Origin of the sequence: Paenibacillus illinoisensis NBRC 15959, assembly GCF_004000925.1 — a bacterium.
In the GTDB taxonomy this organism is placed as follows: Bacteria; Bacillota; Bacilli; order Paenibacillales; family Paenibacillaceae; genus Paenibacillus; species Paenibacillus illinoisensis.
On sequence record NZ_BIME01000009.1, the window covers coordinates 235,307 to 256,911 of the forward strand.

General features: G+C 48.4%; 22 protein-coding genes and 1 riboswitch. Of the genes, 16 read left to right on the top strand and 6 right to left on the bottom strand.

Translation table 11 applies throughout. The features are described 5' to 3' along the window. The first annotated feature begins 71 nt into the window (after positions 1 to 71). The gene (locus tag PIL01S_RS21085; RefSeq protein WP_127539222.1) at positions 72 to 548 is read left to right on the top strand and encodes a GNAT family N-acetyltransferase; all 477 of its coding nucleotides are present in this window, start codon (positions 72 to 74) and stop codon (positions 546 to 548) included. Positions 549 to 590: 42 nt separating this feature from the next. Then, positions 591 to 1,661 (top strand): Gfo/Idh/MocA family protein, encoded by a 1,071-nt coding sequence (locus tag PIL01S_RS21090; RefSeq protein ID WP_127539223.1) that lies wholly within the window; start codon positions 591 to 593, stop codon positions 1,659 to 1,661. Between the two features lie 85 nt (positions 1,662 to 1,746). Here the strand turns inward: PIL01S_RS21090 and PIL01S_RS21095 are convergent, their stop codons facing one another. Together PIL01S_RS21095 and PIL01S_RS21100 are read right to left on the bottom strand one after the other, a co-directional pair. After that, positions 1,747 to 2,115 (bottom strand): hypothetical protein, encoded by a 369-nt coding sequence (locus PIL01S_RS21095; protein ID WP_127539224.1) that lies wholly within the window; start codon positions 2,113 to 2,115, stop codon positions 1,747 to 1,749. A 290-nt stretch (positions 2,116 to 2,405) separates the two neighbouring features. After that, the gene (locus PIL01S_RS21100; protein WP_127539225.1) at positions 2,406 to 4,982 is read right to left on the bottom strand and encodes a UvrD-helicase domain-containing protein; all 2,577 of its coding nucleotides are present in this window, start codon (positions 4,980 to 4,982) and stop codon (positions 2,406 to 2,408) included. A 338-nt stretch (positions 4,983 to 5,320) separates the two neighbouring features. Here PIL01S_RS21100 and PIL01S_RS21105 point away from each other — a divergent pair, with 338 nt between their 5' ends. Together PIL01S_RS21105 and PIL01S_RS21110 are read left to right on the top strand one after the other, a co-directional pair. Beyond that, positions 5,321 to 6,115: a zinc ribbon domain-containing protein gene (locus tag PIL01S_RS21105; RefSeq protein WP_127539226.1), complete on the top strand. Its 795-nt coding sequence runs from the start codon at positions 5,321 to 5,323 to the stop codon at positions 6,113 to 6,115. 67 nt (positions 6,116 to 6,182) lie between these two features. Continuing rightward, a complete protein-coding gene (locus PIL01S_RS21110) occupies positions 6,183 to 6,986 on the top strand; it encodes a TrmB family transcriptional regulator (protein WP_127539227.1) in 804 nt (267 codons plus the stop codon). A 240-nt stretch (positions 6,987 to 7,226) separates the two neighbouring features. On the opposite strand, the gene PIL01S_RS21115 is transcribed toward PIL01S_RS21110, so the two are convergent. After that, a complete protein-coding gene (locus tag PIL01S_RS21115) occupies positions 7,227 to 7,886 on the bottom strand; it encodes an NUDIX hydrolase (RefSeq protein WP_127539228.1) in 660 nt (219 codons plus the stop codon). Between the two features lie 80 nt (positions 7,887 to 7,966). On the opposite strand from PIL01S_RS21115, the gene PIL01S_RS21120 reads away from it, so the two are divergent. Continuing rightward, positions 7,967 to 8,269: a hypothetical protein gene (locus PIL01S_RS21120; protein WP_095291879.1), complete on the top strand. Its 303-nt coding sequence runs from the start codon at positions 7,967 to 7,969 to the stop codon at positions 8,267 to 8,269. A 154-nt stretch (positions 8,270 to 8,423) separates the two neighbouring features. Here the strand turns inward: PIL01S_RS21120 and mscL are convergent, their stop codons facing one another. Next, positions 8,424 to 8,918: a large conductance mechanosensitive channel protein MscL gene (gene mscL, locus PIL01S_RS21125; protein ID WP_127539229.1), complete on the bottom strand. Its 495-nt coding sequence runs from the start codon at positions 8,916 to 8,918 to the stop codon at positions 8,424 to 8,426. Positions 8,919 to 9,162: 244 nt separating this feature from the next. Beyond that, a riboswitch (purine riboswitch) is annotated at positions 9,163 to 9,262 on the top strand. Positions 9,263 to 9,512: 250 nt separating this feature from the next. On the opposite strand from mscL, the gene PIL01S_RS21130 reads away from it, so the two are divergent. Beyond that, positions 9,513 to 10,100 carry a xanthine phosphoribosyltransferase gene (locus PIL01S_RS21130; RefSeq protein ID WP_095291883.1) on the top strand — a complete coding sequence of 196 codons (588 nt, stop codon included), beginning with the start codon at positions 9,513 to 9,515 and terminating at the stop codon, positions 10,098 to 10,100. A 1-nt stretch (position 10,101) separates the two neighbouring features. Then, a complete protein-coding gene (locus PIL01S_RS21135) occupies positions 10,102 to 11,463 on the top strand; it encodes a nucleobase:cation symporter-2 family protein (protein WP_127539230.1) in 1,362 nt (453 codons plus the stop codon). 190 nt (positions 11,464 to 11,653) lie between these two features. Here PIL01S_RS21135 and PIL01S_RS21140 read toward each other — a convergent pair whose 3' ends face one another. Next, positions 11,654 to 11,992, bottom strand: coding sequence for a DUF4870 domain-containing protein (locus PIL01S_RS21140; RefSeq protein WP_095291885.1), 339 nt, complete (start codon positions 11,990 to 11,992; stop codon positions 11,654 to 11,656). Positions 11,993 to 12,385: 393 nt separating this feature from the next. Between PIL01S_RS21140 and PIL01S_RS21145 the strand changes: the two genes are divergently transcribed. Next, positions 12,386 to 13,615 (top strand): M48 family metallopeptidase, encoded by a 1,230-nt coding sequence (locus PIL01S_RS21145; RefSeq protein WP_127539231.1) that lies wholly within the window; start codon positions 12,386 to 12,388, stop codon positions 13,613 to 13,615. 115 nt (positions 13,616 to 13,730) lie between these two features. Here PIL01S_RS21145 and PIL01S_RS21150 read toward each other — a convergent pair whose 3' ends face one another. Further along, positions 13,731 to 14,012: a transposase gene (locus tag PIL01S_RS21150; protein ID WP_095361487.1), complete on the bottom strand. Its 282-nt coding sequence runs from the start codon at positions 14,010 to 14,012 to the stop codon at positions 13,731 to 13,733. Between the two features lie 398 nt (positions 14,013 to 14,410). Between PIL01S_RS21150 and PIL01S_RS21155 the strand changes: the two genes are divergently transcribed. The 8 genes from PIL01S_RS21155 to PIL01S_RS21190 all read left to right on the top strand — a co-directional run bounded on the left by PIL01S_RS21155 (position 14,411) and on the right by PIL01S_RS21190 (position 21,587). After that, on the top strand, positions 14,411 to 14,599 hold the full coding sequence (locus tag PIL01S_RS21155; protein ID WP_017690840.1) for a hypothetical protein: 189 nt from the start codon (positions 14,411 to 14,413) through the stop codon (positions 14,597 to 14,599). A 192-nt stretch (positions 14,600 to 14,791) separates the two neighbouring features. Beyond that, the gene (gene map / locus PIL01S_RS21160) at positions 14,792 to 15,553 is read left to right on the top strand and encodes a type I methionyl aminopeptidase (RefSeq protein ID WP_095361486.1); all 762 of its coding nucleotides are present in this window, start codon (positions 14,792 to 14,794) and stop codon (positions 15,551 to 15,553) included. 584 nt (positions 15,554 to 16,137) lie between these two features. Further along, positions 16,138 to 17,190 (top strand): cytochrome c oxidase subunit II, encoded by a 1,053-nt coding sequence (gene coxB / locus PIL01S_RS21165; RefSeq protein WP_095361485.1) that lies wholly within the window; start codon positions 16,138 to 16,140, stop codon positions 17,188 to 17,190. A 71-nt stretch (positions 17,191 to 17,261) separates the two neighbouring features. Continuing rightward, positions 17,262 to 19,112: a cytochrome c oxidase subunit I gene (gene ctaD / locus PIL01S_RS21170; protein ID WP_371859978.1), complete on the top strand. Its 1,851-nt coding sequence runs from the start codon at positions 17,262 to 17,264 to the stop codon at positions 19,110 to 19,112. Continuing rightward, positions 19,109 to 19,735, top strand: coding sequence for a cytochrome (ubi)quinol oxidase subunit III (locus PIL01S_RS21175; protein WP_095291892.1), 627 nt, complete (start codon positions 19,109 to 19,111; stop codon positions 19,733 to 19,735). The genes ctaD and PIL01S_RS21175 overlap by 4 nt, the downstream gene beginning before the upstream one ends. A gap of 3 nt (positions 19,736 to 19,738) precedes the next feature. Next, complete coding sequence (locus tag PIL01S_RS21180; protein WP_095291893.1) at positions 19,739 to 20,059, top strand: cytochrome C oxidase subunit IV family protein; 321 nt, start codon at positions 19,739 to 19,741, stop codon at positions 20,057 to 20,059. 106 nt (positions 20,060 to 20,165) lie between these two features. After that, the gene (gene ctaG / locus PIL01S_RS21185; RefSeq protein ID WP_127539233.1) at positions 20,166 to 21,086 is read left to right on the top strand and encodes a cytochrome c oxidase assembly factor CtaG; all 921 of its coding nucleotides are present in this window, start codon (positions 20,166 to 20,168) and stop codon (positions 21,084 to 21,086) included. A gap of 36 nt (positions 21,087 to 21,122) precedes the next feature. Beyond that, positions 21,123 to 21,587: a DUF420 domain-containing protein gene (locus PIL01S_RS21190; protein ID WP_095361482.1), complete on the top strand. Its 465-nt coding sequence runs from the start codon at positions 21,123 to 21,125 to the stop codon at positions 21,585 to 21,587. Positions 21,588 to 21,605 lie beyond the last annotated feature (18 nt).

Here is a 21,605-nt window from a genome sequence, read left to right on the forward strand (position 1 = left end):
GTCCGCTTCCTGTTCGCTTCGTTGTTTGAAAAAGAGCAGCATCACATTCAATGAGGAGAGGAATGGATTAAATGAGCGATATGTTGGTAGCACTCTACGATTTACCGGAGCAGGAGAGTGGTTTGAAAAAACTGGAGCAATCCTCCATCGTCATCCGAAGAGCCATCGCCCCGGAGAAGCAGCTCGTGCTGGATTGGGTTGGATTGCATTTTAGCCAGCCTTGGGTAGATGAGTGTGATGTATCCTTTGCACGCCAGCCCGTATCCTGTTATATTGCCCTCGAACATGGAAAAATGATTGGCTTCGCCTGTTACGAAGCGACATGCCGCAACTTTTTCGGCCCAACAGGGGTGAATCAGGATGCTCGTGGCAAAGGTGTGGGTACAGCGTTGCTGCTCGCTTGCATGCACGCCATGAAGGCAGATGGATATGGCTATGCGATCATTGGATCGGCAGGGCCGGTGGATTTTTATGCCCGGACACTGGGTGCCGTGAAGATCGAAAATTCTACACCGGGTATTTACAGAGGCATGCTGCGGGCAGACTAGAGAGATCATGAAGCTTCCGGAAAAAGGGAAGGGAGGACGAAGATGAGTACAAGCAAAATGCTGCACATCGGAATGATCGGCACCGGATCCATCTCGGATCTGCATATGAGGTGCTATGCCAAAAACGAGAATGCTGTCATCTATGCCATCTGTGATCTGAACGAACAGCGCGCAACAGCTGCGGCTCAGAAATATGATGCACAGTCCGTCTACACCGATTATAGGGAAATGCTAAAGGACCCGCACGTGGATGCAGTCAGCATCTGTACATGGAACAATACACATGCCGAATTTGCCATCGCGGCACTGGAGGCGGGCAAGCATGTGCTGCTGGAGAAGCCTGTGGCAACGAATGTGGAAGATGCCTTACGAATCGAGGAGGCCGTGAAGAAAAGCGGCTGTACCTTCATCGTTGGATTTGTGCGGCGCTACGACAACAATATGCAGATGCTGCGGAAATTTATAGATGCAGGGGAGTTTGGTCAATTGTACTATGCCAAGGCATCCATACTTCGCCGTCTGGGCAATCCCGGAGGCTGGTTCGCGGACAAGAACCGCTCTGGTGGAGGTCCTCTTATTGATCTGGGCGTACATATCATCGACCAATGCTGGTACCTCATGGGCCGGCCGAAACCTGTTTCGGTAAGTGGGAACACCTATCGGAAGCTGGGCAATCGCGCTCATATCGAAGACCTTTCTTTCTACAAGGCAGCAGATTACAGCTCCGCCGTGAATAACGTAGAAGATATGGCAAACGCACTGATTCGCTTCGAGAATGGAGCTTCGCTCGCAGTGGATGTGAGCTTTACCTTGCATGCTCGCGGGGAGGAATCCTATGTCAAATTGTACGGTGAACGCGGAGGCTTTGAACTTGAACCTGAGACACTGATTGTTACGGAAAAACACAACACCATCCTGAATATCGAGCCGCAAACAGATCATACAGGGCTGCATATTCATAGTGCATTCCAGAATCAGATTGATCACTTTGTGGACTGCTGCTTAAACGGGACCGGACCGATCAGCCCGATTGCGGACGGGGTAGCTTCTACCAGGATGTTATGCGGAATCTATGAGTCTGCTGAGAAAGGGCAGGAGATTCGTCTGGATTAATTTTATCGCAGCGTTTGATGGAGTGTTCCGATCACACAAAAGCATGCGGGTCCGCATCGTGCGGCATCGCATGCTTTTGACTTTGTCATTTGTTCATTGGAGAGTTCTCATACCCGGGGTCATCGTAGTCCGTATCCTGCAGCCTTGGCAGCACATTCATGCTCTCAATCGCTTGCCGGGTATCAGGAGTTCCGTGGTCGTACAGGAAACTGTACAGCAATGTCATACCATCCGAAAACTGTTCGGTTGCTTCATCGTGATCTGCTGATTTGTAGGGTACAGGTGCGCGCTGCAGCGTATAGGCATCGTCGTCCTCCAGCACTTTCATCAAGTCTTTCAGCCGATTTAACTGTTCATCATCCACCACAACTTCAAATGGTGTTGATTCATTCTGAGTCTGTTCAATGAGGTTATGAGTTACGGATACAAAATAATGCGTTTTACGGTCCTGCATAATCCAACCTCCATTCTAAAATGGAAAAAAGACGCTTCTACTGTTAATAAACAGCAGTAAGCGCCCTGAAACGAGCACACCGTTCACCCGTGCCTATTCATGAGACTGCTCGATTACAATCCCCCATCCATTCCCTTTGCCTTCCAACCGACCCTGTTCGAAAAAATCAATCCCGTCTACAGTAATGCAAACGGCATGACATGAAAAAACCTATCCACCAATAAACCATTGTGGATAGGCTTTGCCGCCAATCTGGCATTTAATATCGATTTCATGCCTTCTAGTGCTGCTTATCGTCCTGCCCGTCCAGTTACAGGCACCTCGCGTGTTCCAGCTTCCATGGATCCTGAACACAGGGGGCATGGCGGCGGTCCGGCTGCTGCCCGTTTAGCTGCTTTTGCAGAAGGTACGGCGGGTTTCTGACGAAGCCATGCCTTACAGGTAGATGAACTGCATTTCCAGATCGCTACCGTCTCTGTGCGTTCAGAACGTCCTGAGGACGATGATCCTGAACCGGATGAAGCTGGGGCAATCTGACTTCCCTGATGAATACCTGTCGTGCTGAACGCCTTATGATTGCGAATTTGTCCACTGCCACGACGTTCACTGAGGCGATCCTCGTCACGTTCGTTGTGCACGTCATGGTCACGATCACTATAACTGATTGCACGACGATGTACCACATCCCGGCCCTCGGAACGAGTACCAGAGCGGGCAGATTGTCCATTGCCTTTGCCATATGAAGCTGAATGGCCTGTTCGGCTATCGTCGCGTTCTTTGCGTTTGTCTGGTACCTCCAGCCCGAAGGCTTCGAGCAAAAAGCGGGATACGTCTGCCGGTTTCCCGTGATGACTGGCCGGAGAAGTGACGTATAAGTACTTTTTCGCCCTTGTAATCGCTACATAAGCGAGCCGTCGTTCTTCTTCCAGAGCCATATCCAGCTCCGTATCGGTCTGTTGAACTGCAAGAGCTGCCTTTTGATCTTCAGGGATATCCTGCCGCAGGGCTGTACTGTGAGGTACAATGCCCTCGCTGGCACCGATCCAGTATACGCATGGGAATTCAAGTCCCTTGGCCCGGTGTATGGTCATCAGCTGCACTGCATCGCTGTCTTGGGAGCGGCGCAGTGATTCCATTTCACGGTGTCTGCGGGAGAGCTCGTCGGCAAACGCTATAAACTCTTCTACCGTTTCGAACTTTTTGGCTGCAGCTTCGAATTCGTCCAGTGTCTCCAGCATCGTTTCCTTGTAGTGGGTGAAGATGCTGGGATCGCCGCTTTCCATATATTTGTCGTAAAACTGGCGACGCATTTCCTGGATGGCGATGACCGGTTTCATTTTGTGCAGCGACTTGATCAGCTTGATGCGTTCCTTGACCTGTTCCTGCTGGAAGGGCTTGAGCTTGTCCCATTTGGCCAGATGGATCAGCGGATACTTTTTGGCTTGCTGCTGTTCGCTGCGCTGAATCCACTCGAGCCCGGCATCACGGGATACGTACAGTGGTCCAAGTGCACTTGGGAGAGCATCTACAGCGCGTGGATTGAGGGAAAGGCGCATATGATCCATCAGGGGCCTGATGAGGGACTGGTCGTAGAATACCGGGGAAGCCCCATGCTGAACAAACGGCACATCTTTCAATACCAGCTGCTCAAATACGGCCCGGCTGCTGCTGGCTGTTCGGTGCAGGATCGCAATATCTCGATAGGTGTGCATCCCTTCCTCAACCTGCTGACAGATCTGGTTCACCACCCAGGCTGCTTCCTCCTCTGCGTTCGAAGGCGTGGCGAAGCGTGGTGCGTCTCCGCGGTGACCGGCTGCACGCAGCCGCTTATCCCGTCTTCGCTTGTTGCGGGCCACCAGTTCACTGCCAAGTCCGAGGATGCGTGCATCACTGCGGTAATTAATATCCAGCGTCACGATGCGTGCCCCGGGGTAAACTTTATCGAATTCAAGAATAGATTCCTGGCGCGCTCCATTGAACGTATAGATCGTCTGGTCGTCGTCACCCACAACCATCAGGTTGCGATGGGCCGAAGCGAGCTTTTGCACAATTTCATATTGCAGTTTATTCGTATCCTGGAACTCATCGACCATGATGTACTGAAAACGCTGCTGAAGCGGCTTCAGCACGGCGGGATCACGAAGCAGGGCAGCAGCCCGCAGCAAGATATCGTCAAAATCCATCTTGTTACGCTCTCGTTTCCAGTTCTCGTAACCGAGGAGGACCCGTTTGGCATCACGTTCTTCCTGCGATTTATCAGGAAGGTCGGTCGTTTCGGAGCCCTGCATCTTCCATGCAGACAGCATGGACAGCAGACTTTCGGGTTGGAAGGCCTCACTCATGCCGTACTGCCGCAGAAGCATTTTGATAACGGTATGCTGGGCACGTGGTTCCCCAAAAATTTCTTCCTGCACGCCGTAATGACGCAGCAGTGTCAGGGCGAAGGAATGGAACGTGCGAGCCTGTACCGCTCGTGCGGCTGCAGGACGAATACCTGGCAGTGATGCGATCCGGTCTTTCATCTCGGCAGCGGCCTTGTTGGTAAATGTCACGAGCAGGATACTGCCTGCATGAACGCCGCTGACTTCCATGAGATAACCGGCTCTGGCTGCCAGTACGGTCGTTTTGCCGCACCCGGCTCCGGCGAGAGTCAGCAGGGGACCTTTGCCGTGACGGACGGCTGATATTTGTGGCCCGTTCAGACGGATGCCTGCCTCTTCCAGTGAGCGGAAATAAGGCGCATCCTGATGATCATCGCCCACGAGCTGCCGACTGGTCTCCAGTGGAGCAGACGGGGACTGGGGCAGGGATGCCGCCGGAGTGACACCGAGCGGACGGGCGTAGAACGTTGAGTTCGGACTTAACATGTTTCATCCACCTCTGTATGCATTCAGGGATAGGACTATCCCGCTTAAAAGTAAACCATTTGCCCTTTTCACAATCACAATGTAAATTGGTATGATAGAGTTAGTCGCCTACATCGGCGGTTATGTCGGGCCAAAGCTTCATTATACCCGAACGTATGGTCCTGACGAAAGCCCCCGAATTCATCCAACATCGGCAGAAAACGGGCACTCACGCGCGTATGCGCAACTTTTTGGCATGATATCGTATAAGTTATATACTATGAAAATTAAAAATTAAAGAACAAATTGCAGTTGAACCCGAAGGGTTCAACGTCTGACGGGACAGAGGAGGAGATGTCATGAAATTGCTTCAACGAATCAAGAACGGAGCGAACAAAGCAACGGAGCGTGCGCAGCATGCTGTTGAGATTGGGAAAATAAACAATCAAATCGTGGGCTTGCAGCAGGAACAGGAAGTCCATTTTACAGATATGGGTCGCATCTTCTATGAGGGTTACCGTGCACAGGATATGACGCGCGCCGAAAAGGAAATGGTTGATCTGTCACACCTATGCGATGAACTGCAGGATGAGATTGATGGTTTGCGCAGCAAAATTGCCGAACTCAAAAATGAGCGGTTGTGCGAATGCGGGCACGTTGCTTCACTGGATGCGAACTTCTGTCCGAAATGCGGACGTAAACTGGGTGAATTCAAGTCTGCAGCATCAACTGCAGGTCCGGCATCTGTGCGACAAGAAGCGGCAGTGGCTCAAAGTGCGGAACGCCCTTTCTATGAGGAAACGACAACAATTCAAGATGAAGTGGATGAAACTGAACCTTATCATACGGTAATTCCGTCCATCGCAGATCTGGAGACCGAATCCGAATATAACAGTACCGAATTCACGCAGGAGGAGAAGGAGGCGTTTGATGCAGAATGGGAACGCCGCCGGGAAGAAGAGATGCTGCGTGAACGGGAAAGGCAGCAGGAACTCGATGAACGTATCCGTTACTGGAAAGAGAATAATCCGATCGTAAACACGGTTGACGTACAGACTGAAGTACCACGGGAGATGGTGAAATGCCAGATTTGTGCATCCGAGCTGCCCAAAGGCTCCAAATGGTGCCCGCGCTGTGGTGCGGAACAGATCTGATGCAGTAGGACCACTGCCGCAGTAAGGTAGGGCAGTGTGGTTGCTGACAGCATGGGGGGACGGGAATATGGACCAACTGCTGCATCATCTGAATCATCTTGGGTTTACCGAGATGGAATCCAAAATTATGGTGGAACTCGCGCGCCAAGGTTCAGCCTCCGGCTATGAGGTTGCGAAGCGCCTGGGCGTGTCCCGTTCCAATGTGTATTCCACCTTGCAGCGGCTCTCTCAGCGCGGATTTCTGCGCTGCAGTGCCGGAGAACCTGCGAAGTACAGTGTGCTGAAGCCCGAGGAGATGACTCAAATGATCTCCGGGCAGATGCGTGCTTCTCTTGATTATGTACAGAGCAGCATGCCACAGCATGAACCTGAGAAACCGGTCTTTTACAATATCGAAGGGGACAAAAACGTATTCGATAACCTTAGCCGAGAACTGGCCGAGGCCAAGCATGAGATTGTCGTGGACATTTGGCGTGAGGAAGCCGAATTGCTGCATGATCTCCTGAAAAAGGCAGAGGATCGGGGTGTTAGGCTGTTATGGTCATGTGATGGTGGCGAGGGGATCTTGGATCAGCCTGCACCGTGGCCTGGGCATCCTCTGTACGGTAAAGGAAACGGGAGAAAGTTCTCTATTGTCGTTGATCGGCGCTGGTGCATGCTGGGGATGCGTGGGGAATCCTGTGCAACTCAAGCTGTTGTAACAGAACATCCCGTCATGACAGGATTGCTGCTCAATCATTTTGCACAGGAATTGGTACTATACGAGCTGGAACAGGATATGGGTGAGGAGCTGGAGTCCCGCTATGGACGCCGTTTTGAACAGCTGTCCGCACGTTATTGGTCTGTTCCTGCGGCAGGAGATCAGGGCTGAGCATAGGATGCTGAGGATCTCACCTGGTTCGCTGGAACAGAGCAAATATCCGGATAATCGAAGACTATAACAGAGCAGGCGCTGCCATGAAGGCAGACGCCTGTTTTGTGTTTTGAAGTAAATCAGTGATGTTCATCACGGCACCGCTGTCCTGTTGAGTTAGAGTTAAGGTATGAAGTCATACCAATTTTGAGAAACTGGAGTTATAAGTACAAGACTCGATTTTGAGTAAATGATGAATCAGCCTTTGGGCACGTCATATAGAGCTTCGAGTACACCAATATAATACTCTGTCCCATGGGGCACGAACTCCGAAGCATGGATTGTGCGAGTATGACGTTCCGGAGCGGGAGACGAAGAATCCAGGGTAGAAGTCTGTTCCGCATGTACTCCAGTGGCCTGAATCGTATCCGTTTCCCCACGAAACAAGGCGAGCAGATCATGCAGTGGTGCTTCATATAGGCTGTGCACTTCACTGGCCTGCAGGGTGTAAGCCTCGAGTGGCTGGTTGAGACATAGGCCGTATACCGAGCTGAATTCCCGGTCCATAAATGGTACACCTCGAACCTCGCCTTGCAGCTGCTGCTTGGCAGTGAGCAGGTAAGACAGGGATTCAAAAGGAGCAAGTACGCCCAGTTCTTCCTCCAGTTCACGACTTGCCTCCTCAAGCTGCTCACCCGCAGTGAGATGTCCCGCTGCTGTAATGTCGTAACAACCCGGGAAGGTATCCTTGATATCACGGCGACGCTGAAAAAGAACCATACGCTGATGACTATCGTCACGCACGATCCAGCAGTGGAATGATCGGTGCCAATATCCTTTGGCATGCACCACACTGCGAAGCTCTGTGCCAATCCAATTTTGCTGATCATCATAAATGTCGAAACGTTCTGGGGTCATGATACGTATCTCCTTATATAGCAAGTTTTAAAGTTCAAAATTTCACAAAGTATTTTTTTAAATGAAAGGGGAACGAACGTATGGAATGCATTGTACACTTTCAGGTTATCTATCCGCAACCACAGGAACGTAAAAGTCTAAGAGGACTTATTTTTGTCGGGCAAGGTCAGGAACCGGCCAACAACCAGCTGACGACCATGTTTAAGGATATGGGATTCAATGTACGTCTCGAAGATGAAGCGCAATTGCTGTTTAAACCAGTTGATGCTTCGGCAAACTTTGAATATATTCGGGTAACCGAACTCGATACCGGGGAAGAAGTATACAAGGAAGATAAGGATCTGAAGTCGATTCTGGAGCATCTGCTGCCGCGCCGATTCTAGTCCATAAGGAATGTAATAAGAGAGTATAGGTTTCAGCAGCTTTCATTGCTCATGGTTATCATGAAAAAAAGGCCCCACCTCCATCCAGGGTGAGACCTTTCATGTCGAGCGATTTCCTTACATAAAAAGGGTGAAACAGGAGTTAAACTGTTGACTAAGCGGGAGCGCCGCTGCCTTCCGCCTCCAGCTCTGAAGTACAGTGTGAACAGCGGGTAGCTGCAGCCGGTATTTCGGATAGACAGTACTTGCAGGCCTTGGTTGTTTTTTTCGGCTCGGGCTTTTTGTGCTCTTTGCTTTTAATATAATTGACGCCCTTGACGAGCATGAAAATGCAAAATGCAACAATGAGGAAATCAATGAGTATGTTGATAAATTGACCGTAGGCGATGACTGTAGCGCCTGCCTCATTGGCTTGAGCCAATGTTGTGATTTCCTCCCCGCTGGCGGTTCTCATATCCCCATCCAGATTAATGATTTTCTGACTGAAATCAATGCCTCCAAGCAGCTTCCCGACAGGGGGCATGATGATATCATTCACTAGGGACGTGACGATTTTACCAAAAGCAGCCCCGATGATGACACCGACTGCCAGGTCAATCACGTTGCCGCGTACGGCGAATTCCTTAAACTCCTTAAGTATGCCTTTCATCTCTGCAATCTCCTTTAACCAATAAATTCATAGTGTAGGCCGCGCATCCGTTATCATATTGTACAAAAAAATCACGCTCCAATCACCCCCTGTCTACAGATTAAGACATGTTTTCACAATTTCCATGAAAATACTTCTTTATTTCACGCCGCCGATTCGGTATACTTCTAACATTGTCAGTTACGTTTACACTTTTATATTCAGGTTCGCGATCATATATTGTAACGAATCTTGGAGTCAAAAATGAATTAAATATGCCGTTACTCGTATATGTGCAGGAATAGGCCTGCATGTCTCTACCCGATCACCGGAATGATCGGACTACGGGAAAGATCTGCATGATCGCTATGGTTGGGCTACCATTTCAGATAATGACTGAAGATGTAAGCCTATGGGGTTCCCCATATATGGATGTCCATTATATCCATGCGTATATGCAGTATTCGATACGGCTTGTCCTGATAAGTACAAGCCCGTCTTTTCCCGTCTCCGGTTTTTCCGCAGCGTGTGAAAAGGCGGGCTTTTTGCTTTTTTACCGTCGGAGATGGACATGCTGGCTGCCTGTATAGAGGGCACACAGGGGGAAGAATCACGATGCAATTGTTAAAAGACAAAGTAAGACAGGAAGGAATCGTCCTGTCTGAGCAAGTACTCAAAGTGGATTCATTCCTGAATCACCAGATGGACCCGGTTCTCATGAAGGAAGTGGGCAAGGAATTCATCCGCCGGTTCGACGGAGAGAACATTACGCGTGTACTTACCATTGAATCGTCCGGGATTGCACCGGGCATCATGACTGCACTGGAACTGAATGTGCCGCTGATTTTTGCACGGAAGCAGAAGTCGCTCACACTCACAGAAGACATTCTGGTTGAGAAGGTGTACTCATTCACCAAGCAGGAAACGAATGAAATTACGGTAGCCAAGAAGTTCATGCAGCCTGGCGATCGTGTGCTGATCATTGATGATTTTCTGGCGAATGGTGAGGCGGCCTTTGGTCTGGCGCGCATCGTTGAGCAGGTCGGAGCTGAAGTGGTCGGTATCGGTATTGTCATAGAGAAGGCATTCCAGCCGGGAGGCCGCTTGCTGCAAGAAGCTGGATACCGTGTGGAATCGCTGGTTCGCATTGGGGCCCTGTCGGATGGACAGGTCACATTTGCGGATGAGGAGGGCTCGAACTAATATGGCACGCGAGCGAATTTTCCAGCGGCACCGGCATCCTATCAAAACGTTCTCGCTTGGTCTGCAGCATGTCCTTGCGATGTACGCTGGTGCGGTAGTTGTACCACTTATCGTTAGTAATGCACTCGGCTTCACTCAGGAACAGCTGACGTATCTTATTGCGATTGACCTGCTTGCCTGTGGTGTAGCAACACTCCTCCAAGTATGGGGGAATCGTTATTTTGGAGTTGGGCTACCAGTTATGCTCGGCTGTGCGTTCCAAGCGGTATCTCCAATGATCTTGATTGGTCTGAACAGCGGTGTGTCTGCCATTTACGGGGCGGTCATTGCGTCAGGGATTTTTGTAGTGTTATTCTCGGGGCTGTTCGGCAAACTGATTCGCCTGTTTCCGCCGGTTGTGACAGGTTCAGTCGTGACCATTATTGGTCTGACACTGATTCCTGTAGCATTCAGAGATCTGGGAGGCGGTCAGGGATCGGAAGACTTTGGGAGCGGGACGAATCTATTACTCGGCTTCGGCGTATTGGTGTTTATTATTCTTATGACTCGTTTCACGAAAGGATTTATCCGTTCAATCGCCGTTCTGGTCGGTCTTCTTGCCGGTACGGTAGCAGCCGGGTTTATGGGCGAGGTTAATTTTGCCCCGATTCGTGAAGCAAGCTGGTTCCACGTGGTGAAGCCATTTTATTTTGGTACGCCAACGTTTGAGATTGTTCCCATTCTGACGATGATCCTGGTGGCAATTGTGAGCGTTGCTGAATCGACAGGTGTGTTTATGGCTCTTGGCAAAATATTGGATAAGGATCTGTCCTCCAAGGATTTGGCCCGGGGTTATCGAGCGGAAGGGCTCGCAATCGTACTTGGAGGGATTTTTAACTCGTTCCCATATACCACCTATTCACAAAATGTAGGGCTTGTACAGATGACCCGTGTTAAAACTCGGGATGTCATCGTGGTAGCAGGCGGCTTGCTGGTCGTGATCGGATTCGTACCGAAAATTGCAGCACTTGCACAGCTTGTACCCGGTTCTGTATTGGGCGGAGCGATGGTTGCGCTGTTCGGGATGGTTGTTTCATCCGGTATTCGCATCATTGGCAGCCAGGTCGATCTGAATCGGCATGAGAACCTGTTTATTATCGCTTGTTCCGTAGGCATGGGCTTGGGTGTCACGGTTGTGCCTGAGCTGTTCGCGGGTGCACCGGACTGGGCACAAATTATGCTGGGTAACGGAATCATTGCCGGCAGCTTTACCGCCATCTTTATGAATTTGCTGTTTAATGGCCTCGGTACGAAGGCGACAGCTGCGAAAATGGCTGAGAAGCAGGCAGATGTGATTCTTGGAGAGACAGAGAAATTAGCATAAATATGTAGATGTGGTTAGGTGGTATCCGGAAAGGATGCTATGTTAACTCACAAGATAAATAAGTTACGTGATGAATGAATGAAGTTAATGGCATGATTCATTCACGGAATAAATGATATACCACCTTAACATCCGGATCGCTGCACGAGAGCAGTGATTCGGATGTTTTTGTTTTATTTTAAGAATAAATCTACAGATGTCTCATCTGTTTTTCAGCAAAATCCCCTACCCAAGGCAGTTTCAGCCATTTTCCCTGCAAGCTGGTGACGACCATGATAATCCATACGACGACTCCCAGCAGTGATAACAAGGATGCGACCAGAGGTCCGAATAGAGGCAGAAATGCCGACAAAACATGGCCGATCATAATAATGCCAAAGACCGTGACGGATTGAAGAGCGTGAAACAGTACAAACCGGCTGCGTTTCTCCACGGCCAGGAAGACGATTCCACCTACAAAGGTAAACAGATAACAGAGCATGCCGGCGATATTCTCATCCAGACCGCTTGAGGATTTCATGGGGGACATCCGGTCCAGCCTCCTTTGTCCTTTTTCTCTAAGGTATGAAGAAAGTGGACAGAACTGAACCGGGTTTAGCAACGAATGTTACCAGTAAACACAAGACAAGGAAACTTAGAGGTGGCGTAGGAAGTAAGATTCTAATTGAGGTAATGTGCATAGTTGCACATTGCAGTTTGATACTTTTTTCATATTCAAAATATTCCATAATATCCCGAATTATATAGTAGACTTACAAGCTACCCTAGACCTTTATGGGATTAGGCTGAATGAGTCTCATAACGGAATACTCAGGGGAGGAGGTTAACGTTCATAGGAGACAAGAGTAGGAAACTAGAGATGACAGCACCAAATGAACAAGATATTAGCCGTACATAGCGAAGCCGAGGAGTGGAAGTGGTTTTGGATCAAACCGAATATGAGAAGTGTCTGGAATGTGGACACCAGATGAAAGTAAATCCAGGGTATGTCACCTGGTGTGAGAAGTGTAACTGGAATATTGACGAGGAAGAAGGGAAGCCGATTGAGGAACTTATACATAAAGGACTAAAGAAAAAGTCCACTGACCGATTATTCGAAGAATTCAAATATAGCGTTGATCGAAGGCTTCCCTTCAGCAAACAGAGGATATATACCTATTTGTTGGCAATCATCGTTCATGGATCAACTTTTGCGATTCTGGGTATGGCCATCTTTTTCTATTCAACCCATTCCTCATGGTTATTTATATTAGCAAATGTTATGGTGCTACTATGGATCACGATTATCTTACCTTATCGCAAGCGTCTGCCAGGCAGGGCAATTCGAAGAGACGAGTTTCCCGAACTATATGGCATGGTTGATGAAATTGGAGATCGTATGAATGTACCGCCTGTGGATATGATTATCCTTAATGAAGAATACGATGCATACATACTGCATCTGAAAAGAAACAAGAGAGCCATTGTGCTCGGTGTTCCCTTTCTTGCAGCATTAACAATGCAGGAGAAAATAGCGGTGATCAGTCAACAAATGAGCCATTTTGCTCACCCGAACATCTCAAACAGCTCATTGGTTGAGCGAGCCAAGCATGTGCTGGATTCATGGTATGACACTGTAGATCCTCAAGGAAGCGGACTTTTATACTGGGTTGTGTTTCCGCTCATCATACTTCGTCTCCTGTTATTTGCTATAATCAGCAGTATTTATGCATTACTGATCAAAAGCATGCGGCAAGAGATGCACCGATTATTCTATATTGCAGATCATGAGGCTTCAGAGACAGCTGGGAGTGAAGCGGTGTTGTCCCTGTTTCTAAAGTTTGAAATGGAAGGACTTTTTTTCCTTACTGCTGAACAGGTTGCGGAATATCAATATAACAAGGAACTGTATGACGAGTTCAGAAATCGGATGGCTGCTGTTCCTGGTCAGGAGATCCTTCGGCTTCAGCGTCTTCAAGAAATGCGCTATGCTGAAAAGCGTTCTTACCATCCTCCGATGAAAAATCGAATTGATTTGATTCGAGAGCATTGGGCGATAGTTCCTGCATACAGACCTGATCCGGCCAGAGAACGCAGGTTTAACGAAGAGTGTCGTGATCTGGAACAACGTTCTCAGAGAATTCTGTTAAATGATCTGAGAGGCGCAGGCTAGCAAGTTTACTTCGGTGTAAGGGAGCTATATAAAAAAACAAGGGCGCACCAGCCATAGGTATGGCTTGGATGTGCCCCAGTCATGTTTGCGAGAGAATCATTAAGCTTTAATGAATTTAAAGATCTTTTCGTTGAAAGTTTCTGCGTGGAGAAGTAACTTTGCCGATTTTATCGGTATCGTTCTCTTTGGGTACCAGACGTTCGTCCGTGCGGCCTTCGTGATGATTCTCAAACATGAACTCCGTCAGCTTCCATTCCGATTTGCCCAGAACCGGATCAGCCGGGAAATGTTGACCACGGTGCAGATGTTCCTCGCGACCCGCTTCATTGATGTAAACTCCGTCGACTTCCACCTTTTCATGCGAAAGGGGCAGCATATCCTGTTCTTCGCGGTCCATGAAACAGCGCCTCCTTTGATACCAGTAATTTAACTGTATGGGTTGTCCGTGATAATATCCCCCGAATAGTTCCGTGTTATGCTGGATAGAATTAATTCCGTACAGAAGGGACATATTCATAAAATATGATTCGGGATTAAACTTTTTGGGCGTAAAAACCGTTATAAATAATAAGCAAAATCGTCAAGTCGTAACATACTCCCGAATATGCTACAATAAGATTATGATTCAAACTGAATCATATCGGGTATTTATAGTGTCAGGTACTTGCTTTCAGCGAGGTTCCCGACCTAAAGCTTGCTTTAAGCCGCGCACACAACTTCATGGATGGCATTTAAGACTTATTCGGCGTTCTCTAAACGGAGCATTCACTTTCAACGTTTTGGGAGGGAATTACAATGGCAACGAAAGGTCACAATGAGGTCAAAGAAAGTTTGAGGGAAATGACTCGGATTTTCCGTCCTAAGGATCCAAAAAAATTCGTGAAGGAGTACGTGAGAAAATACCGGATTACGGGTGGATATGAGGAAGAATTGACTTCTGTGGTCGAGCACGAGCTTGTCAAGATGGATTCTTCCGTGTCCTGAAACACATCATTGAATTATACTGTTCCGATATGAATAGAACCGTCTCCCGGGCGATATGCTCCGGCAGACGGTTTTTTTTGCTGTCCTGGGATTTACTCCTGGAATGAAAGGACATGAAGCATTGCGTCACTTTTGGGCTGTGTGGCATTTCTTCTGCATATACATGGAAGTACACATAGGCAGGAAGGATGAATGCATGTGGACCCTATTTTGAAAACGAGAGAAGAGATTGGCTACATGCGGGAAGCAGGCCGGATTCTGCGAAGCTGCCACGAGCATATTGAACAATGGCTTACCCCTGGCATAACCACAGGTGAGATCGACAGACGGGTAGAGGCATTTCTGGCCGAACGAGGGGCCACTCCGGAGCAAAAGGGATATAAGGGCTATCCGTATGCGACTTGTGCTTCAGTGAATGAAGTTGTCTGTCACGGCTTCCCGGATGAACGGGAATTGGTTGCAGGGGATGTTGTGACCATTGATATGGTGGTAAACAAGGATGGCTGGCTTGCTGACTCGGCATGGACTTACGGAATTGGCGAACAACGCAGATCCATTCGCAAGCTGATGAAACGCACAGAAAGGGCCCTCCACCGGGCTATAGCACAGGCTGTACCAGGAAATACGCTGGGGGATATCGGCAACGCGATTGAACGAACTGCGAGATTGTACCGCTATGGCATTGTTAAGCCGCTCATTGGTCATGGGATTGGGCAGTATATTCATGAACCACCCAACGTACTGCCTTATGGTAAACGCAGGACCGGCATGATGCTTACGGAAGGCATGGTTATTACAATTGAGCCCATATTTACGAGAGGCAGTTCAGGAGCTGTCTTCTGGGATGAAGATGGATGGACTGTCCGGACGGTCGACGGAACATGGGGAGTCCAGTATGAACATACAATTGCGATAACCCGAGATGGACCGCTTATACTAACCGATGGAACGTAAGTCCTTTGACAGGCTGGTAAGGTTTGTTCAAATGATCGTTTAGGAGTGAAACCAACATGCAGGGTCAGACGCCAAAGCTAGTTCATCGATGAGAATAAGAACAGAGTGTAGGATTTGGCCCTGTAGAAGCTGGGAAAAAAGGAAGCTGAGAAAAGCTCGTATTCTTTTGCATAATACTGCATGTTTTTCACGTGAGAAAAGTCACTGAGAATTCACGATAAATCGCCGAAATATGGCAAATATTTTCAAATTAAGAGGTTTACATTTATAACTGAAATCGTTTGCAAACTAAGTTGTGGTGCGGTTTTTATACATAAGTGAACAATTTGTGAACATGTGTCCAAAGATTGACAAAATCATACCCTCAACTTATATTTAATAAGTGATTGAACCATATAGAATGAATTGGAAGAATGCGCAGACATGCCCTTTGGAGGAAATGATGTGGGTTCTGGAAGCGTTATTTTTGGAAGCGTTCTGTATGACGGACAGGATTATGCGGATCGGGCTGAAGTGACCTAATCAGGCTAAACTTCGAACGATAACGGTAATCTACGAAAATGTTAAAAAAGTGGGGTAGATCAATGATGAAACAGTGGCAGGTTGCAAAGCGAATTCTCCCCTTGCTGGCGGTGTTCTCTTTGCTGCTATCCGCATGCGGGCGGGAAGACTTGTCGGTAATGAAACCTCAGGGTCCTGTGGCACAAGGCCAATATGATCTGATGAAGCTGTCCATTGCGATTATGATCGTAGTGCTCATCATTGTATTTGCCATTGCTGCGTATGTGCTGATCCGGTTTCGCAGACGTGCCGGGCAGAATGAGGTTCCCGAACAGGTTGAAGGCAATTTCAAGTTGGAAGTGATTTGGACAGCCATTCCGTTATTGCTGGTTATTGTACTGGCCGTACCGACAGTTCAGACGATCTTTGCCCAAGGCGAAGATTTGTCCAAGGACAAAAATGCAATTCAGGTCAAAGTTACCTCGCATCAGTATTGGTGGGAATTCACTTATCCTCAATATGATGTTACCACCTCTCAAGATCTTATCATCCCGACCGGCAAAAAAATCGCATTCGAATTAAAAACCGCGGACGTGCTTCACTCCTTCTGGGTGCCGTCACTTGCGGGCAAAATGGACACAAACCCGGATGGAACAGTAAACAGATTTAGTTTCTCAGCACCTAATGAAGGCGTTTACCGCGGGAAATGTGCGGAGCTATGCGGAAGGTCGCATGCCTTTATGGAATTCAAGGTAAAAGCAGTTAGCCAGGAATCCTTTGACAGATGGGTCAATGAGATGAAGGCACCGGCAGTGCTGCCGGAAGATACACAGCTTGCTGAAAAGTTCAAAACGAACTGCCTCTCTTGCCACGCAGTTGGCGATCAGGGCGGACCTGTTGCCCCGAATCTCACAGGAATCGGCGGCAAGGAAGCTGTCGCAGGTATTTTGCTGAACCAGCGTGAGGGACAGGAAGAAGGTAATCCGGTGCTGGATAACATGAAACAATGGCTCCATGATCCACAATCCGTGAAGCCAGGCAATACGATGCCGAATCCAAAAGATCTTGGACTTACGGATGAAGAAATCGACGGAATTGCCGAATATCTAGCCAACTACAAATTGGACTATGAATAGAACAGCAAGGACGAAGAAGGGGGTACACTACCTTGGCTCATGCTCATAGCGTCAAGCGGTACAGGGGCTTGATGGATTGGATCACCACCGTCGATCACAAAAAGATTGCTATTCTTTATTTAATTGCAGGTGGATTTTTCTTCGGGATTGGCGGTATTGAAGCCATTCTAATCCGGATTCAGCTGATGAAGCCGATGAATAGTTTTGTATCGGCTCAGGTCTTCAACGAATTGATTACGATGCACGGAACAACGATGATCTTCCTTGGTGTCATGCCAATCATATTTGCCATTATGAATGCTGTTGTTCCTTTGCAGATTGGTGCCCGGGACGTCGCCTTTCCATTTATTAATGCACTAGGATTCTGGACGTTCCTGTTTGGTGGACTGCTGCTGAACCTGAGCTGGATCATGGGCGGGGCGCCTGATGCAGGCTGGACGTCATACACGCCGCTCTCCAGTAGTGAGTACAGCGGAACCCATGGTGTGGACTTCTATACGATTGGTCTACAGATAGCTGGTCTAGGAACACTCATCGGCGGTATTAACTTTCTCGCCACGATCATTACGATGCGTGCACCCGGCATGTCCTATATGCGGATGCCGATGTTTACATGGACAACATTTATTACTTCAGCCATTATCCTTTTTGCATTCCCTGCCATCACGGTGGGATTAGTACTGTTGACGTTTGACCGTATTTTGGGAGCCAACTTTTTCGATGTCGCAAATGGTGGTAACCCTGTACTCTGGCAGCACATTTTCTGGATCTTCGGACACCCGGAAGTGTACATACTCATCTTGCCGGCGTTTGGAATTATCTCGGAAGTTATTCCGACCTTTGCACGTAAAAGATTGTTTGGTTACAGCTCCATGGTGTTTGCAACCATCCTGATTGCCTTCCTGGGATTCATGGTATGGGCACACCACATGTTCACAACGGGTCTCGGCAATGTGGCCAACGCACTCTTTTCGATCTCAACCATGCTGATTGCCGTACCGACAGGGATCAAAATCTTTAACTGGCTCTTTACGATGTGGGGTGGACAGATCCGCTTTACGGCTGCGAACCTGTTTGCTGTCGGATTCGTTCCGACCTTCGTCATGGGTGGTGTCACCGGTGTCATGCTCGCATCTGCACCAGCTGATTTCCAGTTCCATGATACGTACTTTGTCGTAGCCCACTTCCACTACGTAATCGTTGGTGGCTTGGTTCTTGGATTGTTCTCGGGCCTGCATTACTGGTGGCCGAAGATGTTCGGTCGCGTTTTGAGCGAAACACTTGGTAAATGGACATTCTGGACATTCATGATCGGTTTCCAATTAACGTTCTTCGTGCAGCATTTCCTCGGCCTCATGGGGATGCAGCGCCGGATCGTTACATACTTGCCGAATCAGGACTTTGACCTGCTTAACCTGGTCAGCTCCGTTGGAGCATTCCTGATGGGTGTTGGGGTGATCATGTTCCTCGTGAACATCGTAATCACAACGAGAAAACCGGTGGATGCACCGAATGACCCGTGGGAAGATGGCCGCACGTTGGAATGGTCCATTCCATCTCCGCCGCCAGAATATAACTTCAAGCAGACTCCGCTTGTTCGCGGAATCGATGCATATTGGAAGGAAAAGATGGCAGGACATACGGAGATGACTCCTGCTGAACCTGTAGGGTCGATTCATATGCCATCTGCAACACCGCTGCCGTTTATCATGTCTGTCGGTATTTTCATTGCCGGACTGGGCCTGATGTTCAGCAAAGACGATTTTGGCAATGCCTTTATGAACGGACTTTTCAATAATTATATTGTGGTTATTATCGGCCTTCTGATTACATTCGGAGCGATGGCAATGCGTTCACTTTATGATGACCATGGCTGGCATATCGAGCCCGAGGATCAGGATGAGAAGGGGGTTAGAACATGACAACTTCACATGCCGAACCGGTAAGTGGCCAATTGCCGCATGAACCGGAGAAAGCAACGCTGGAGGGACGCAACAAGCTCATTGGCTTCTGGTTGTTCCTTGGCGGCGAGACGGTATTGTTCGGTACACTCTTCGCAACCTTCCTGGCGCTTCGTGGCCAGACGAATGAAGGGCCATCGGCGAACGAACTGTTCCATCTGCCGCTTGTGGCAGCAGCGACCTTCATACTCCTCGTCAGCAGTCTGACAAGTGTATTTGCGATCCAGGCCATGCATCGGGGCAACCGAAGTGCATTGGCACTTTGGCTAGGAATTACGGTAGTGCTGGGCCTTGGATTCCTTGGTATTGAAATTTATGAGTTCTATGAATATGTGGTGCACAAAGAGTTCGGGATGACCACCAGTGCATTCAGCTCCGCTTTTTACACGCTGGTTGGATTCCATGGAGCCCACGTTGCATTCGGTATTCTGTGGATCGGACTTATTATCGGGCAGCTGTTCAGAAAAGGATTAACGGTCGTAACTGCACCAAAGGTATACGTCTCCGCAATGTACTGGCACTTTATTGACGTGGTCTGGGTGTTTATCTTTACGGTCGTCTACCTGCTCGGAAAGGTGGGTTAACACATGTCGGTACAGGATAAGAGTGATCAACAACCTGTGAAACATCGTCACCGGACAGAAGGACCGCAGAAACATGTCGTTGTGTTTATATTCTCCATCATCTTGACACTCATTGCGTTTGCAGCTGTTAAGGCAGGGGGCGTCAATACATCCTTTACCATCATTCTTTTGGTGGTTATGGCCATTCTTCAGGTGTTTGTCCAGCTGGGATACTGGATGCACATGAAGGATAAAGGCCATCTGATGCCAATCCTGTTTATGGCTTTCGGATTCTTCGTAGCATTCACGTGCATCATTATGGCACTCTATTGGGTTTGGTGGTAAATGAGATGGCGGCGGCGCAGTGCCGCCGTCTTTTCCCCTTTTAGGCGATGGAATGGAAAGATGGTTTAAGGCTACAACCAAATCAGGTCACCGGGAGGTTTCCCGTATGCTCGGGTTGCAATACTTCAGTTTCAACGATTTATGGAGTCCCTTCATTCTTGCGTTATTTTTGCTCATTGCAGCTGTGTATCTGTTTGTCGTTGGTCCGTTAAGTGAAAGGGTTACTGATGCAGAACCTGCTAACGCTGCACAGAAAATCATGTTTATTACAGGTCTGGCCGTGTTCTATCTTGCCCAGGCTGGACCATTTAATTTGCTGGGGCACGTCATGTTCAGTTTTCACATGGTAAGCATGGCTCTGTCTTATCTGGTTGCTCCACCTTTATTGATGAAAGGGCTGCCTCTCTGGGTGTGGCGAAAGATCATTCAGTGGCTGCCAGCGCGGCAGTTATCCTTTTTAGCTCATCCGATTGTCGCGGCATTACTCTTTAATGGGTTATTTTCGCTGTATCATCTGCCCGTTGTCCATGACTATGTCATGCTGAATTTTACGGTTCACCGTCTGTATTACTTGGTTCTCTTTATTACCTCTATGCTCATGTGGTGGACACTTCTTAATCCGCTGCCGGAGGCAAGACAGGCGTCAGGACTGTCGAAGATTGGATTTATCTTTCTTAATATGGTGCTGTTAACACCAGCCTGCGGCCTGATTATTTTTGCGTCCGAGCCATTATATGCAACGTATAGCAATCCGGCCGTATGGGCGGAAGCAATGAGATATTGTGTGTCAGGGGACTCCTCGGCATTATTGCGTACATTCGGAGGTCCAGGTTTCTTTAACTTCCTGTCTTCTGCCAAAGAGGATCAGCAGGTGGGTGGTATTGTGATGAAGTTTATTCAGGAGGGTATCTTCGTATCCATGTTGGCATATGTTTTCTTTCAATGGTACCGCAAGGAAAAACGCGAAGATGATGATGATCCGTATCCTGTAGAACGTTCAGGTGGACCGCTTAATCCTGCGAAATAAACCTTAGTTATGTTCAGACAAGAGGGGGAACACACGATGGATATGCATTTTTTGCTACCTACGATCAGTACTTCTTTCATTGTGATTAGCGCTGTACTGGTTGGGATCGGTTGGGTGTTAATTGTTCGGGGCAAAAAGGAGGCTCATCAGTCCATGATGATAGCGGGAGCTGTCGCGGCTCTGCTATTCTTTATCATCTACATGTCCCGAACGATATTTGTAGGAAATACCGCTTGGGGCGGTGATCCGGAGATGGAGATCTTCTATCGAATCTTTCTGATCTTTCATATTATTCTCGCCACAGCAGCTGCGGTCTTCGGTATCTCTACCCTGGTGCTGGGATTCAAGAAGAAATTTGCTACACATCGTCGCTGGGGACGGTTTACATCGATGATCTGGTTCAGCAGTGCACTGACTGGCGTCATTGTGTACGTTTTATTATACCTCCTTTATCCTGGCGGGCACACACGTCCTGTATGGGAAGTCATTCTTGGGGTGTAGATTAAAGATCGTTTCCTA